The sequence below is a fragment of the Cellulosimicrobium arenosum genome (assembly GCF_014837295.1).
GTDB lineage: Bacteria > Actinomycetota > Actinomycetes > Actinomycetales > Cellulomonadaceae > Cellulosimicrobium > Cellulosimicrobium arenosum.
The window spans coordinates 202,900-218,153 of record NZ_JACYHB010000005.1; the positions used below are offsets into that span (position 1 = coordinate 202,900).

At 72.7% G+C, this 15,254-nt stretch carries 9 protein-coding genes and 1 tRNA gene; 5 read left to right on the plus strand and 5 right to left on the minus strand.

Going from position 1 to position 15,254, the window contains the following annotated elements; translation table 11 throughout:
* Positions 1-11 precede the first annotated feature (11 nt).
* Together IF651_RS08450 and IF651_RS08455 are read left to right on the plus strand one after the other, a co-directional pair.
* Positions 12-407, plus strand: coding sequence for a winged helix-turn-helix transcriptional regulator (locus IF651_RS08450; protein WP_191828659.1), 396 nt, complete (start codon positions 12-14; stop codon positions 405-407).
* Positions 408-489: 82 nt separating this feature from the next.
* The gene (locus IF651_RS08455) at positions 490-1,347 is read left to right on the plus strand and encodes an SGNH/GDSL hydrolase family protein (protein WP_338403850.1); all 858 of its coding nucleotides are present in this window, start codon (positions 490-492) and stop codon (positions 1,345-1,347) included.
* 64 nt (positions 1,348-1,411) lie between these two features.
* Here IF651_RS08455 and IF651_RS08460 read toward each other — a convergent pair whose 3' ends face one another.
* The 5 genes from IF651_RS08460 to IF651_RS08480 form a co-directional block, all read right to left on the minus strand.
* Positions 1,412-7,603, minus strand: coding sequence for a GH92 family glycosyl hydrolase (locus IF651_RS08460; protein ID WP_191828661.1), 6,192 nt, complete (start codon positions 7,601-7,603; stop codon positions 1,412-1,414).
* Between the two features lie 144 nt (positions 7,604-7,747).
* Positions 7,748-7,823 (minus strand) — tRNA-Thr (locus IF651_RS08465).
* Positions 7,824-7,899: 76 nt separating this feature from the next.
* On the minus strand, positions 7,900-8,835 hold the full coding sequence (locus tag IF651_RS08470) for a DsbA family protein (RefSeq protein WP_191828662.1): 936 nt from the start codon (positions 8,833-8,835) through the stop codon (positions 7,900-7,902).
* A 69-nt stretch (positions 8,836-8,904) separates the two neighbouring features.
* On the minus strand, positions 8,905-9,519 hold the full coding sequence (locus IF651_RS08475; RefSeq protein ID WP_191828663.1) for a hypothetical protein: 615 nt from the start codon (positions 9,517-9,519) through the stop codon (positions 8,905-8,907).
* 74 nt (positions 9,520-9,593) lie between these two features.
* Positions 9,594-11,255, minus strand: a complete 1,662-nt coding sequence (locus IF651_RS08480) for a serine/threonine-protein kinase (protein ID WP_191828664.1) — start codon at positions 11,253-11,255, stop codon at positions 9,594-9,596.
* 129 nt (positions 11,256-11,384) lie between these two features.
* On the opposite strand from IF651_RS08480, the gene IF651_RS08485 reads away from it, so the two are divergent.
* The 3 genes from IF651_RS08485 (at position 11,385) to IF651_RS08495 (ending at position 15,068) form a co-directional block, all read left to right on the plus strand.
* Positions 11,385-12,860, plus strand: coding sequence for an alpha,alpha-trehalose-phosphate synthase (UDP-forming) (locus IF651_RS08485; RefSeq protein WP_191828665.1), 1,476 nt, complete (start codon positions 11,385-11,387; stop codon positions 12,858-12,860).
* On the plus strand, positions 12,857-13,717 hold the full coding sequence (otsB, locus tag IF651_RS08490; protein ID WP_191828666.1) for a trehalose-phosphatase: 861 nt from the start codon (positions 12,857-12,859) through the stop codon (positions 13,715-13,717). Before IF651_RS08485 ends, otsB begins: the two co-directional genes overlap by 4 nt.
* Before the next feature lie 226 nt (positions 13,718-13,943).
* Positions 13,944-15,068, plus strand: coding sequence for an ABC transporter ATP-binding protein (locus IF651_RS08495; RefSeq protein ID WP_191828667.1), 1,125 nt, complete (start codon positions 13,944-13,946; stop codon positions 15,066-15,068).
* Positions 15,069-15,254: the final 186 nt, after the last annotated feature.

A 15,254-nucleotide genomic window follows, 5' to 3' on the forward strand; every position in this document is an offset into this window, starting at 1 on the left:
GAAGGCACCTTGTGGTAACCACTCCTGCTGAATCGGTGCTCCGCGGCAGCCCGTACCGCGCGGACTGCCCGAGCCGTCGCATCCTGGATCGCATCGGCGACCGTTGGACGGTACTCGTCGTGGGCGCCCTCGGGGACGGCAGCGTCCGCTTCTCAGAGCTGCGCCGACGGGTCGAGGGCGTGTCGCAGAAGATGCTCACCCAGACGCTGCGCGGACTCGAGCGGGACGGACTCGTGCGCCGCACCGTCTATCCCGAAGTTCCGGTCCGTGTCGAGTACACGCTCACCGACGCGGGACGCACCCTGCGCGAGCCGCTGCGCGCGCTGGAGGAATGGTCGATCGCGCACCTCGGCGACGTGTCAGCGTCGCAGGAAGACTACGACCGCCCGGATCGGGCCTCCTCCTGACCCCGGATCATCCGCGCTCGATCCGGTCCACCCGCCGGCCATGGCCCACCCGCGAGACCGCCAAGGGTTGCAGAATGGTCCGGTGAGCACGCAGAACCCCTCGACCTCTCCCACCGCCGGCAACGCCCCTGACGAGGCACCGCCGCCCCGATGGTCCAGCTACCTCGCGATCGGCGACTCGTTCAGCGAAGGCCTGTGGGACCCCTACCCCGGCGAGGACGACCACCAGCGTGGGTGGGCGGACCTGCTCTCGCAGCACCTGTCCGAACGCCGGGTCGCCGCGGGCGACGAGCCCCTGCAGTACGCCAACCTCGCCATCCGTGGGCGCAAGCTCCGTTCGATCCTGACGGAGCAGGTGCCCGCCGCGCTCGACCTGCGTCCCGATCTCGTCAGCCTCGTCGGCGGCGGCAACGACATCCTGCGCCCGCGCGCGGACGTCGACCTGCTCGCCCGCCACCTCGAGCACGCCGTCGCCCGGCTGCGCGGCGCCGGGATCGACGTGCTCATGGCCACCGGGTTCGACGCGTCGCACTCGCCGCTCGTCGGTATGACGCGCTCGCGGTCGGCCGTGTTCAACGCGCACGTCTGGTCGATCGCGCGCCGGCAGGGCGCCTACGTCGTCGACCTGTGGGGCATGCGCGCGCTGCAGGACTGGCGCATGTGGTCCGCGGACCGCATCCACCTCACCCCGGACGGGCACCGTCGCGTCGCGCAGGCTGCGCTGGTGGGTCTCGGACAGGCGCCCGACGACGCGGCCTGGGACGACCCGCTCGCGCCCCTTCCCCCGGCCCCGGCCCTCGACCGTGCGCGGCAGAACGCGCAGTGGGTGCGGGCGCACGTCGTGCCGTGGGCGCAGCGGCGCCTGCGCGGGACGTCGTCGGGCGACGGGCGGGTGCCCAAGGCGCCCGAGCTGCAACCGGTCCCGCTCGCTGCGGGCTGAGCACGGCGCCACGGTCGGGCCGACCGGTCCAGCGACCTGTCGACCCGACCGTCAGGAACCCGACTCAGCAGGTCTTCGCGGAGTACGTCACCTCCTGCGTGACGCGCTGGCCACCGCCGGCCGGGACCGCCGACACCGTCACGCTGCCCGCCTCGACACCGCTCGCACGCACCGCGAACGACTGGTAGCCGTTCTTGCCGCCCGCCACCGCGGCGAAGGACTTCTCGCCGAACGGCGTCGTGACCGCGACGTCGAGCGGCTCGGCTCCGGCGTTCGTCGCGCGGACCGCGACGTAGCCCTTGCCGGCGAGGCAGCGCGCCTGCACGTCCACGCGGACCTGCGGCGCCTGCGGCGTCGCGGCGAGCAGCGCGCTCAGCGCGCTGGCCTGGGTCCGCCAGTCGAACACGTTCGGGTGCTGCGCGGACTCCCCGCCCGCCCAGCGCACGCCGAGCCGGTCGCCCGCCGTCCGGTCCTGCGACCAGATCGTCGCGGCCTGGCGGTCCACGAACTCCTGGTACTCGTCGGAGCCCGTGGTGTCGTTGAGGTCCATGAAGTACCGCATGAAGACGCCCTTGAACTGCTTGCCGTTGTCGTCGCAGGTCGCATCGAGCGCGTCACAGCTCTCGGTGAGCACCCCGTCGGAGACGAGCACGTCCGAGGCCAGGGCCGCGTCCGCGAGCCGTTCGGCGGTCTCGAGGGGCTCCGCGTCACCGGTCGCCCGGTGGAGCTCCAGGCCGGCGCCGATCGCGAGGCCCTGGTTGTAGCTCCAGACCGTGCCGCCGTTGTTGCGGCAGTCGCCCGTGAGGCCGTCGTTGACCAGGCCGTCGGCGTTGATCATGCCGCTCTCGGTGAGCCAGTCCCACCCGGTCTGCGAGCGCTCGAGCCACGTCGTGTCCCCGTCGATGCGGTTGTGCAGCTCGGCCGTGAGCCGGACGTACAGGCCGTTGGTGACGGCGTTCTTGTAGGTCCGCTCACCGTCCCACCACACGCCGCCGCCGCACGTCGACTCGTCCCAGTAGCCGTGCACGTAGTCGCCGATCGTGACGGCCATGTCGAGGTACTTCTGGTCGCCCGTCAGGTCGTACGCGGAGACCCAGGCGAGCCCCCACCACGCGGAGTCGTCGATCGCGCGGCTCGTGAAGTTGCCGAGCAGCTCGTCGCCCGACATCTCGCCCGCGGGGAACGGTGCCTTGTTCCGCTCGAACGTGCGGTCCACCTGCTCGAGGTAGCTCAGGTCGCCCGTGCGGCTCATGTAGTCGATGACGGTGTGCGTCGCGACGGCGGAGTTCCACCAGCTCGACGGCCACCACGCCTTCTCGGGGTCGTAGTCGCCCATGAGGGTGCTCGCCGCGCTCGCGGCGCGCTGCACCGCGGGTGGGTTCTCGACGAGCGCGTCCACGAGCGGCAGCAGGACCTCGCGGGCATGATCGCTCACCTGTCCCTCCGTGGCGTCCGCGACCGTGCGGCGCAGGGTCGCGAGCGTCTCGGCCAGCGCGTCGGCGTGCGCGCCGTCGAGCTGCTCCTGGGCGGTCTCGACCAGGTCGAGGAGAGTCTGCGCCGTCGCGTCGGCGACGTCGCCGCTGCGCTGCAGGGCACCGACCTGGGCGCGGATCTCGTCCAGGCCCGTGCTCGCGGTGAGCCACTGCGACACGAGCAGCGTCAGCTCGGCACGCGTCTCGTCGTCGAGCTGCGAGGCGACCGTGGTGTCGACCGCCACGCGCAGCGCGCGGACCTGCGCGACCACGCCCGCGGCGTCGTGCGCGTCCTCGGCGTCCTGCGCCGCGTCGACGATCGCCCCGAGCCGCTCCGCGGTGCCGGCCGGGATGCGACCGGCGTCGAGCGCGTCGGCGAGCTCGCCCACCTTCGGGGTGTGCGCGAGGAGCTCGACCTCCGAGAGCGTCGCCGCCCCGCCCGTCGACCCGGTGACGTGCAGCCGGTAGTACCGGTACACCTGCGGGTCGGCGATCGAGAACGCGCGCGTCTCGCGACGGTTCGCGAACGACTGGCCCGTGCGCTCGTCGAGCGTCGTCCAGGTCTCGCCGTCCGTCGAGCCCTCGAGCGTCCACGCCGTGGGGTCCGCGCCGTCGGCCGCGGCCGACGTGAGCGTGTACATCCGCGCCCGCGCCGTGGTGCCCGTCAGCTCGTACGCGACCGACGCGGAGCCGACCGCGAGCTCGGTCGACGACGTGTCGTCGAACAGCGCGGCCCCGTCGGCGCCGTCCTTGTCCACGGTCACCGTCCCCGAGCCCGTCACGTCCGCGAGCGGGTCGGGCAGGTCGGCGCCCTGCGTGATCGACGGCGGCGCGTCGTCCTCGCCGGTGCCCCAGTCGGACGGCGTCGGCCCCATGTCGAGCTCGATCGTGCCGCCGTCGGCGAGCTGGTCGTGCGTCAGGTAGGTGGCCGACTGCTCGACGCCGTTCACCGTCACGCCCTGGACGTAGATGTTCTCGGCGCTGTTGTCCGGCGCGTCGATCACCAGGTCCTCGCCGTTCTCCAGGTGGATCGTCGCGTGCGTGAACAGCGGCGAGCCGATCACGTACGTCGGGCTGCCCATCTGCAGCGGGTAGAAGCCGAGCGCGCTGAACAGCCACCACGCCGACATCTCGCCATTGTCCTCGTCGCCCGGGTAGCCCTGCCCGATGTCGTTGCCCGTGAACGAGCGGGCCATCGCGGTCCGCACGGCCTCGGCCGTCTTCGCGGGCTCGCCCGCGAACGCGTACATGTACGGGATGTGGTGCGAGACCTGGTTGCTCAGGCCCCACTGCCCCTGGCGGATCGCCTTGGCCTCGCGCATCTCGTGGATCACGCCGCCGTACGAGCCCGGCTTCGAGGCCGTCTCCGGCGTGGCGAAGAACTCGTCGAGCTTCGCGCCGAGCGCGTCCGTGCCGCCATACAGGTTCGCCAGGCCCTGGCCGTCCTGGACCGCGTGGAACGCGAAGTTCCAGCCGTCGGTCTCGGTGAACTCGTTGCCCCAGACCTCGGGGTCGAAGTCCGCCGCGGACTGGCTCCACGAGCCGTCCTCCTCGCGGCCCCGCAGGAAGCCCGCGGTCGGGTCGAACAGCGTCGAGTAGTTCAGCGCGCGGTTCAGGTAGTACTCGTAGTTGTCCGCGTACTCCTGGTGACGTGGGTCGTCCTCGGCGCTCGTGTCGAGGAGCTTCTTCGACATCGTCGCGATGCCGTAGTCGTTGAGGTAGTCCTCGAGCGACCACGACGCGCTCTCGTGCGTCGACGTCGGCGTGTAGCCGAGGAACGTCGCGGGGTCGAGGCCCTTGCGCCCCACGCTCGCGTTCGGCGGCGCGGTCGACGCGTTCTTGAGCGCGGCGTCGTAGGCCGCCTGCACGTCGATGCCGGGGACGTCCTTGAGGTAGGCGTCGGCGAACGCGACGTCGGAGCTCGTGCCCGTCATGGAGTCCGCGTAGCCCGGGGCGGACCAGCGCGAGACCCAGCCGCCGTCGTCGTACTGCTGGACGAACCCGTTCACCATCTCGCCGGCCTCGGTCGGGTACAGCAGCGAGTACGCGGGCCATGCCGTGCGGTAGGTGTCCCAGAAGCCGTTGTTGACGAAGACCTTGCCGTCCTCGACCCGGGCACCCGTCTCGGTGGCCGTCGTGCCCTGCGGCGCGGGGTCGCCCGACGCCGAGGACTGCACGACGTGCCGGTACTCGGGGTCCGCCGCCGTGCCCGTGTTCTCGTAGCCCGAGTTCGGGTAGAGGTTCAGGCGGTACAGGTTCGAGTAGAGCGAGACGAGCGTGTCGTGGTCCGCACCCTCGACCTCGATGACGTCGAGCGCGTCGTCCCACAGGTCCTGCGCGCGGTCCTCGACCGTGTCGAACGTGTCGTCCGCGGAGATCTCGAGGTCGAGGTTGTGCTGCGCCTGCTCCACGCTCATCAGCGACGTCGCGAGGCGCAGCGTCACCACCTTGTCCTCGGACGTGTCGAACTTCAGGTAGCCCGTGACGCCGTCACCACCACCACCGGTGAGGCTGCCGCTGCCGGTCACCGGCCGGTCGACCGTGCCGTAGACGAACATGCGCGTCATGCCCGCCGAGCTCCCCGGCGTGCTGACGTCCGTGTAGCCCGAGACGACGCCCGTCTCCGCGTCGAGGCTCAGCCCGCCGGCGTCGTTCACGTTGTCGAAGACCAGGTTGGACTCGTCGCCCGTGAACGTGAACCGGAACATCGCCGCGTGGTCGGTCGGCGCGATCTCGGTCTGCATGCCGTTGTCGAACGTCACGCCGTAGTAGTGCGCTCGGGCGACCTCTGCGCCGTGGGAGAACGTGAGCGCGCGCCGCGACCGGTTCGCGTCCGGCGTCCCGGTCGCCGCCGACGGCATCACCTGGAACGTCTGGCGGTCCCCCATCCACGGGCTCGGCTCGTGGCTGAGCGAGAACGCCTGGATCGACGGGCGGTTCTGCTCGTCGTTGCCCTTCTGGTACTGGTACAGCCAGCGGTTGGTCCCGGCGTCGGTGACCGGGGTCCAGAAGTTGAAGCCGTGCGGGACCGCGGTCGCGGGGATGTTGTTCCCGCGCGAGAAGTCGCCGCTGGAGTTGGTGCCGCGCGTCGTGACGACGTAGTCCGAGGGGTGCTCGGCGGTCGGCCGCTCGGGCTCACCGGTCACGGCGACGTCGTCGATCCAGCCGCTGAAGTCTCCCGGGCCGTCGGGGTTGTCGTAGCCGACGAGGACGCGGTCGATCGTCTTGCCCGCCGCGACCTCGCCGATGTGCGAGGCCACCGAGTTCCACTGGTTGGTGAAGAGCGTCTTCGCCTCGCCCTGGCCCTGCGGGCTCACGATCGCGCCGTGCTCGTCGACCGCGGCCAGGTCGCTCAGGTAGGTGCCGTCCGTGAACGCGAGGTCGACGGCGGCGAACGTGCTCGCGTACTCGAGGTCGTTCTCCGACGCCTCGGGGAAGATCACGTACGACAGCTCGGTGTCGGCGCCGACGGGCACGTCGACGTCGAGCACCTTCGCGTACGCGAACCCGCGCCCGTCGGTCGTCTGGCTCCCTGCGTAGTGCAGGGCACCGACGCCGGTCCAGCCGACCTGCGACGGCGCGTTGTAGGCCGCGCTCGGCCCGGACCCGACCTCGGCGGTCATGCTCGTGCTCGCGAGCGGCTCCGTCGCGAGCTGCAGCTCGGCGAGCTGGGTACCGTCGCTCCCGCTGTTGGACGTGATGTCGAGCCGGTAGAACCGGTACTCCCCCGGCTCCGCGACGGTGTAGCCACGCGTCTGGAACCGCTCCGAGAAGGTCTGGTTGCCGCGCGGGTCCAGCGTGGTCCAGGACGTCCCGTCCGCCGACCCCTGGAGCTCCCACGCGCGCGGGTCGCGGCCGGGCGAGTCGTTGGCGGACGACAGCGCGTAGGCCTTCACGGTGGTCGGCTCGTCGAGCTCGTACGTGATCTGCGCGGTCCGTGCCCCGGCCAGCCACTTGGTCGTGACGTCGCCGTCGGCGAGCTTGTCGGCGGTCTCGTCGGGCGCGTTCTCCTTGCTCGCGGTGACCTTCGTGACGTGGTCCGCCACGTCGCCCGGGAAGTCGACCGTGCCCGGTTCGAGCCGGCGGACCGACGTCCCCGAGATCGTGACGTCCACGGCCGCGGCGTCGTGCGTGCGGATCTGGAACTGGGGCGTGCCGCCCCCCGACGCGGGACGCGCGAGGTCGACCGTGACGGTCTGCGGCTCGTCCGAGAGCGTCACGTACGTGCCACCGACGTCGGAGCCGCCGCTGTAGACGTTGAGGAAGACCTTGCCGGTGCCCGTCAGGGTCGCCTCGGCGCGCATCGTGACCCCGCGCTCGAGGTCCGGCACGGGCACCTGCACCCAGGTCTCGCCCCGGGCGGCCATCGCCCAGCGCTGCGCCGGGTCGCCGTCGGGGGTCGTCGCGTCCTCCAGGGTGCCGTCCACCTTGCCGACACCGTTCTGGAACGGCCCCTCCCACGCGAGCTCGTCGGTCGCGGCGCCCAGCACGTCGTCGCCCGTGGTCGTGCTCGGGCTGCGCTCGAGGACGGACGTGCCGACGACCCCGTCGACCCGGGGCCCGCCGGCAGTCTCCTCGGGCGTGCTGGTCCAGTCGAGCGGGCCGTCGTCGGCCTCGAAGGACGTCGAGAGGTCGCCCGGGTCGTCTGCGGGTGCGGCGTGCGCAGCGACGGAGCCCGTCGCGAGGGTCGTCCCGCTGAGCAGGAGGCTCAGCGCGACGGTCGCGGCGACGCCACGGCCCGCCGTCGGACGGGGCAGAGGTGCGTGCGTTCGGTGGGGCGACATCGATGTCCTTCGAGCAGGGCGGGCGTCGATGCCCGCGGCTGACAGCGCTAGCACCGCTGACTGTGCCAAAGTCCGTTGCTGGGGTCAACCCCCAGGGGGTGAGTCGCCGCCGACGCACCGGCCGTGCGACAGACGTGACGTGCGTGGAGCCGCCTGTCGGGTTCGAACCGACGACCTTTCGCTTACAAGGCGAATGCTCTACCAGCTGAGCTAAGGCGGCGTGCCCGGCGCGGCCGGGCGAGCGAACAGACTACCCGCTCGCCCGGCCCGCAGGGATCGGGGCAGATCGCTGCGGATCAGTCCTGCGACTGCTCCTCGACCTTGCCCTCGGTGTCCTCGTCGGTCGTGCCCTCCGGGTCGGAGGCGGCACCGTCACCCGAGGCGGCGTCCGCCACGGCCTGCGGCAGCGCGCTGGGGTCGCTCCAGTTGCCGTCCCAGCGCACCCCGCCGATCGTGATCGTCGGCGTCCCGAAACCGCCGGACTGCGGGTTCATGAGGTCCGGGTTCTGGGTGGTGGCCGTCGTGGCCGCGCCGGCCCACGCGCCGAACTCGTCGCGGGCGGTGCCGTCGGCGATCTGGCCCGCGACGTCGCTCGGCACCCCGGCCTGCTCGGCGAGGTCCGCGATCTGCTCGTCCGTCAGCGTGGCCGTGCCCTCCTCGGGCTGGTTCGCGAACAGGATCGCGTTGAAGTCGCTCAGCGCCTCCGGGGCTCGGTCGGCGACGAAGCCGGCCGCGGAGGCCGCTCGGGTCGAGTACTCCTTCGACTGGGCAGCCCGGTCCAGGATCGCCACCGGGTGCAGCACCACGGTCACGTCCCCCGACTCGCGCAGCTGGTCCAGCGTGGCCCCGTTCGACTCCTCGAAGTCGCCGCAGATCGGGCACATGTAGTCGAGGTAGACGCCGACCTCGACCGCGTCCGCGCCGTTGTCGGTACCGGCGACGCCGTCGGCACCCATCGGGATGCCGCCGTCGTCGCCCGCGGTCGAGGGCGAGTCGACGGCGGTCAGGTCGCCGCTGGCCGTGGCGTCCGCGGCGTCGTTCTGGTCGTTCAGCGCAGGGATGAAGAACCACAGGAACACGCCGATGAGCACGGCGAGACCGACGACGAGCGCGCCGATCGTGATGAAGCGGTTGCGCCGGTCGCGCTTGAGCTGCGCCTCGCGCAGCGCGAGGGCCTCCGCGCGGGCGGCGTCGCGCCGCTGGGCCTTGGTCTGGGGTTCGTTGGCAGGCATGGTCGTCCTTCGAGTTCAGGGGGAGTCGTGCGGTCGGTGCGCGCGTGCCCGGGGCGCCGGCCGGCGCGTTCAGGCGAGGGCGGGCACCGGCGGCCCGCGCAGCGACCGCACCGCCGCGTCGGCGAGACGGTGCAGCGTGGCGGGCACCACGTCGGGCACGGGCCGCACGGCCTGCCGGACGCCGAGCGTCCCCGGGACGACCGCGGTGACGAGGCGGCGCGCGAGGTCGCGCGCACCGCGCACACCGTGCACGGCCCGGGCCACGACGCGCCGGGCGCGCTCGTGCGCACGCCGCACGGACGCGGTCACGCCCCACGCGACGAGCGCCACGAGCGCGTGCGCCACGAGCACCGGCACGGCGAGGGCTCCGAGCACCGTGGCCATCGCCGCCGGGTCACCACCGAGCGCCATCTCGGACGGGCAGTCCGGCGCCGCGTGCACGAGCGCCAGCCGCATGCCCGCCATCCCCCAGCCGCCCGGGACGGGGACGCACTGGTGCACGACGGCGAACCCGCGGTCGGCCAGGTAGGTCCCCGTGGTCGCGACGACGGCGACCAGGAGGAGCAGCGGTGCGACGATCCGGGGCGGGTTCGCGCCACGGGTCCGGGCGCGCGCGACGGGGCGGGCGCGCGCGAACGCGCTCGCCGTCCGCGCCATGGCGCGCGGGACCGTCGGGAGAGCCACGTCGGTCAGCCTACACAGCGCGGCCGGACGGAACCTGGGAGCCACCTGGGGCTACGAGCCCGCCGACCGGGACCTCAGCGCACCGAAGGCGGGCCGGGGAACGGCCACCACGACGTCTGAGCGCCGTCGACCAGCAGCAGCACGCACACGACGGTGAGCGCGACCCCCAGCCCGACGAGCACGAGCGCTCCCGCCCGGCCGGGCGCGACGCGTGCCAGCGCGGTCCGCGTCCCGTACCGCGTCAGGTGGGTGAGCGGTCCCGCCCACACGAGCGCGACCGCCGCGAGCGCCGCGACGCCCAGCAGCACGGTGAGCACGACGGGCGGGTTGCCTCCGTCGGGGCCCGCGACGAGGACCCACCGGTCGGCGTCGAGCAGCCACCAGCCGGCGACGACGACGAGCACGCCCGCGCACGCGGCCACCAGCAGGGACGGCAGCGCGCCGAGCAGCGCACGGGCGAGGTACCAGGGGGAGGCGGCGACCGAGCGCAGCGTGTCGCGGGACGAGATGCCACGCCGTTCACGACGCGTGTGGAGGGACTCGGTGGTCACCCCGACCATGCGCGCGAGCACGACGAACAGCGCGAGCACGACGAACCCGACACCCGGGTACAGCACGCCCAGCAGGACGACCGGGATCCCGAGCGCGAGCAGCGCGGTGGCTCGGCGAGCGGGCTCGGGCCGGACGTAGCCCGTCCCGGTCCCACCCTCGGGCGCGGGCGCGCCGAGCTCGTCGAGCAGGCCCTCGTCCGCACCGTCGACGGGCACGGCGACTGTGCGCCCGTCGTTCACCTGGCTCTGCGACGTCGGCAGGGGCGGGCCGACGACGGGCGCGACCACCTGCGTCGGGCCCGTCGGCGCGGCGACCGCGACGGTCGGGGCGTCTCCCGTGTCCGCGGCCTGGCGCAGCGCGGCGACCACGTCCGTGGGCCCGAGCCGCCGGGTCGGGTCGGCGTGGAGCGCCCCGCTGAGCGCCCGCGCCGTCACGGGGCCCAGGCCCGCGACGTCGGGCCGGCCCGTCCTCGCGCGGGCGAGCACGACGTCCGTGGGACGCACCCCGAACGGAGCCCGCCCGGTCGCGGCGTAGGTGAGCAGCGCCGCCCAGCCCCACCAGTCGGTCTCGACGCTGGGCGACGCGCCCTCGAGGAGCTCGGGCGCGAGGTAGCCGGGCGTCCCCATGACCAGGCCCGTGGAGGTCACGCGGGCGTCCTCGAGGCCCTGGGCGATGCCGAAGTCGATCAGCACGGGACCGCGCGAGGCGACGAGCACGTTGCTGGGCTTCAGGTCGCGGTGGACGACCCCCGCCTCGTGCACCGCCTCGAGGGCCGCGGCGAGCTGGTCGGCGAGCTCGTACAGGTCCCACGGGTCGAGCGGCCCGCCGTCGGCGACCTCGTCCTCCAGCGTGGGTCCGTCCACGAGCTCGGTGACGATGAACGCGTCCGGCCCGTCGATCTCGAGGTCGAGGATCTGCGCGACGGCGGGGTGGCGCAGCCGTTGCAGCGCGAGCGCCTCGCGCTGCAGCCGCTCACGACCGCGCGCGGTCGCGTCGAGGTCCACGTGCGCATGGAGGAACTTGATCGCGACGAGGCTCCCGCCGCCGTCGTGCGCGCTGTGGACGATGCCCATGGCGCCCGACCCGAGCCGCGGTCCCACGAGGTAGCCGCCGACCTCGGTGCCCGGCGTCGGTCCCCGACGACCGGTGTCGGAAGCCGGGACGCGCTGCGTGAGCTCCTCCATGGCCCTACGGTAGCGGCCAGACGGCTCCCGGGCCGGTCGGACGGGCCGGACCCACCGGCGCCGCGGCGTGCCCGGGGACTACCCTGAGACCGCCCGGACCATGACACACCGACGCTCGAGGAGTCTCCATTGGCAGGCAAGGAAGGGTTCGACCTCGTCGTGGTGGCCAACCGGCTGCCGGTGGACTTCACGGTCTCCGACGACGGCGACGTGAGCTGGAACCGTTCGCCCGGGGGCCTGGTCACGGCCCTGGAGCCGGTCATGCAGGCCGCCGACGGCGCGTGGGTGGGCTGGTCCGGCGCCCCCGACCTCGAGGTCGAGCCGCTCGACGCGGACGACATGCGACTCGTGCCGGTCACCCTGAGCGCGGAGGAGATCGAGCGCTACTACGAGGGCTTCTCCAACGACACGCTGTGGCCGCTCTACCACGACGTGATCGCCCCACCGACCTACCACCGCACCTGGTGGGACTCCTACCACCGCGTCAACCAGCGGTTCGCCGACGCGGCCGTCGAGCAGGCAGCGCACGGGGCGACCGTGTGGATCCACGACTACCAGCTCCAGCTCGTGCCGAAGATGATCCGCGAGCAGCGGCCGGACCTGCGGATCGGGTTCTTCAACCACATCCCGTTCCCCCCGCTCGAGCTCTTCCAGCAGCTCCCGTGGCGCCGTCGCGTGATCGACGGGCTGCTCGGGGCGGACCTCGTCGGCTTCCAGCGCGCCGGGGACGCCGCGAACTTCATCCGCGCGGTGCGCCGCCTGCGTGCGTACACGACGCGCGGTCCCATGATCACCGTCCCGGACGAGGACGGCCGCGAGCGCCACGTGCGCGCGGCCGCGTTCCCCATCTCGATCGACTCGCGCCGGTTCGACGAGCTCGCCCGCCAGCCCGAGATCCAGCACCGGGCGCGCGAGATCCGCTCGGACCTCGGCGACCCCGAGATCATGATGCTCGGCGTGGACCGCCTCGACTACACCAAGGGCATCCGGCACCGCATCAAGGCGTACGGCGAGCTGCTGCAGGACGGACGGCTCGACGTCGAGCACGCCACGCTCGTCCAGGTCGCGAGCCCGAGCCGCGAGAACGTCGGCGCGTACCAGGACCTGCGGGAGCACGTCGAGGGTGCCGTGGGGCGCATCAACGGCGAGTACGCGGAGATCGGGCACGCCGCGATCCACTACCTGCACCACTCCTACCCGCCGGAGGAGATGGCCGCGATGTACCTCGCGGCGGACGTCATGCTCGTCACGTCGCTGCGGGACGGCATGAACCTGGTCGCGAAGGAGTACGTCGCGGCGCGCTCCGACGACCGGGGCGTGCTCGTGCTCTCGGAGTTCACGGGAGCGGCGGACGAGATGGCCGCCGGCGCGCTCCTCGTCAACCCGCACGACATCGACGGCATGAAGGACATGATCGTCGCCGCCGCGCACATGGACACGCGCGAGCAGCGCAAGCGCATGCGGCGCCTGCGCCGGCGCGTGCTGGCCGACGACGTCGCCCGGTGGTCCGAGTCCTTCCTGGGTGTGCTCACGGCCATGCCCTCGCGGGTACCCCGGTCGACCGGCCCTGCCCGGTCCGCGTCGAGCGAGGAGCGTGACACGTGACCACGGCACCGTCGTCCCGCACGTCGGGGACCTCTGCGGCGCTGGTCGGGGCGCTGCGCGAGTTCTCGGCCGACCCGGGCGCCCCGCGCATCGTCGCGCTCGACTTCGACGGGACGCTCGCGCCGTTCGTCGACGACCCCACGTCCGCGGCGATGGCTCCGGCCGCTCGCGCGGCCGTCGACCGGCTCGCCGCGGCGTCCCGGGGCACGACGACGCACCTCGGCCTCGTGTCCGGGCGCAACCTCTCGGACCTGGCCGGACGGGCCGGGCTGCCGCCGGGCACGTTCCTCGTCGGCAGCCACGGGGCGGAGACGGCGCACGTGACGCCGCAGGGGCTCGACGCGGAACCGCTCGAGCTCACGGCGGACCAGGAACGCGCACTGGGCGAGCTCCGCGCGGGGCTGGCCGACGCGGTCGACGGGCGCGACGGGACCTGGGTGCAGCACAAGCCGAGCGCCGCGGTGCTGCACACGCGTCAGGCGTCGGCGTCGGACGCCCGCGCGGCGGAGGCCGCCGCCGACGAGGTCGCCGAGCGCCTCGGCCTGCACGCCATGCACGGCAAGGACGTCGTCGAGATCGCTGTCCTGCGCACGTCCAAGGGTGAGGCGATCGCGCACCTGCGGGACGTCGTCGGCCGCGATGCCGCATCGTCCGGCCGGACGGTCCGGGTCCTGTACGCGGGCGACGACACCACCGACGAGACGGCGTTCGCGGTGCTCCACGACGGTGACGTCGGCATCAAGGTCGGGGACGGCCCGACCTCGGCCGGGTACCGCGTCGCGGACGCCGACGGGCTCGCCGCGGCGCTCGACCTGATCTCGGCGGACCTCGAGGAGATCGAGGAGATCGAGACCTGATCGTTGCCCCACGACCCCTCCGGGTGTGACGAGGCACTCATTCGCCGGGAGTAGTATCGGCAGCACGATGACGTCGGAGACCCTCGGGGATCCGACTTCTTCTGTGTCGTCGAAGACACGCTCGTCCGCCATCGAGGCCTGAGCACCGTCGACAGCGCACTCAACTGCACGTCACTGCACAACGGATCGTCCGGCACGTACCTGCCGGTGGAGGGATGTACCAGTCATGGCTACGGTCACCTACGACCACGCGAGCCGGCTCTACCCCGGGACCGAGCGCCCCGCGGTGGACCAGCTCAACCTGCACATCGAGGACGGCGAGTTCCTCGTCCTCGTCGGCCCGTCGGGCTGCGGCAAGTCGACCTCGCTCCGCATGCTCGCGGGTCTCGAGGACGTCAACGGCGGCAGCATCTACATCGGCGACCGCGACGTCACGGACGTCCAGCCGAAGGACCGCGACATCGCGATGGTCTTCCAGAACTATGCGCTGTACCCGCACATGTCCGTCGCGGACAACATGGGCTTCGCGCTGAAGATCGCCGGCAAGCCGAAGGCGGAGATCCGCCAGCGCGTCGAGGAGGCTGCCAAGATCCTCGACCTGACCGAGTACCTCGACCGCAAGCCGAAGGCGCTCTCCGGTGGTCAGCGCCAGCGCGTCGCCATGGGCCGCGCGATCGTGCGCCAGCCGCAGGTGTTCCTCATGGACGAGCCGCTGTCGAACCTCGACGCCAAGCTCCGCGTCCAGACCCGTACGCAAATCGCGTCGCTCCAGCGTCGCCTCGGCGTCACGACCGTCTACGTCACGCACGACCAGACCGAGGCCCTCACCATGGGTGACCGCATCGCGGTCCTCAAGGACGGTCTGCTCCAGCAGGTCGGGACGCCGCGCGACATGTACGACACCCCCGCCAACGTCTTCGTCGCCGGCTTCATCGGCTCCCCCGCGATGAACCTCGGCACGTTCACCGTCACCGGCGGCGTCGCCGAGATCGGCCCGGCGCGCCTGCCGCTCGAGCGTGACGTCGCGTCGCGGATCACGGAGGCGGACAACGGCCGCGTCACGGTCGGCTTCCGTCCCGAGTCGCTCGACATCGTGACCCAGGCGGACGAGTCGGCCTTCCCGGTCGAGGTCAACCTCGTCGAGGAGCTCGGCTCCGACGCGTTCGTCTACGGCACGCTCAAGGGCGACCTCGCCGCGCAGGCAGAGGTCCACTCGGGAGCCGGCGACGACCAGGTCATCGTGCGCGTCGACCCGCGCAGCGTCCCGGCGAAGGGCGAGCGGATCTACGTCACGATCCGTCCGGGCCACTCGCACGTGTTCTCGTCCGCCTCGGGTGAGCGCATCAGCTGACCTGAGCACCACGTTGCACCGCCGACAGGGCGGGTCCGACCTCCGGGTCGGGCCCGCCCTGTCGCGTCCTGCGGGACCCGGCGCCACGTGTCGGCGTCGACGCCGGTGCGGGGTGGGGCGGGTCGTGGGCGGGTCTGGCGGGAGCTGCGAGGAACGAGCAGCGGATGGTGGACCCGCACCGTCCCG